The sequence below is a fragment of the Pseudomonas sp. 5.2 genome (assembly GCF_059025405.1).
Genome location: NZ_JBYBHH010000065.1, coordinates 1 through 394, shown reverse-complemented (window position 1 = coordinate 394; position 394 = coordinate 1). Strand labels below are relative to the sequence as shown.

Here is a 394-nt window from a genome sequence, read left to right as displayed (position 1 = left end):
CACCGAAGGCGGTGCGATCACCTACACCATTACGCTGACCAACAAAGATGGCTTGCCGATTGATAAACATTCGGCGCTGACCTTCACGTTGAGCGACGGCACCACCGTCATCACTGTGCCGGCCAACAGCACCACCGGCTTCACCACCGTGACTGCTCCGGACAACGTCTACGTCGGTACCAACGATCCAGTGATCAAATCGATCGCCACCGTTGATGGCGCGGATGTTGGCAAGTTCGAGAACTTGGTTCTGGACAAAACGCCGGTCAGCACCGCTGTCACCGACGAGCCAGGCACGCCGGGCAACGAAGGCGACTTGGTCAAAGTCACCATCACCGCTGACCAGGTTTCGGTGGCTGAAAACGTCAAACCGACCTTCACCGTTCACATCAAC

1 protein-coding gene is annotated in these 394 nt (G+C 57.4%); it reads left to right on the top strand.

The features are described from left to right. The coding region (locus AC5PZ0_RS28315) for an immunoglobulin-like domain-containing protein (RefSeq protein ID WP_493856220.1) at positions 1 to 394 on the top strand (394 nt) is incomplete at both ends.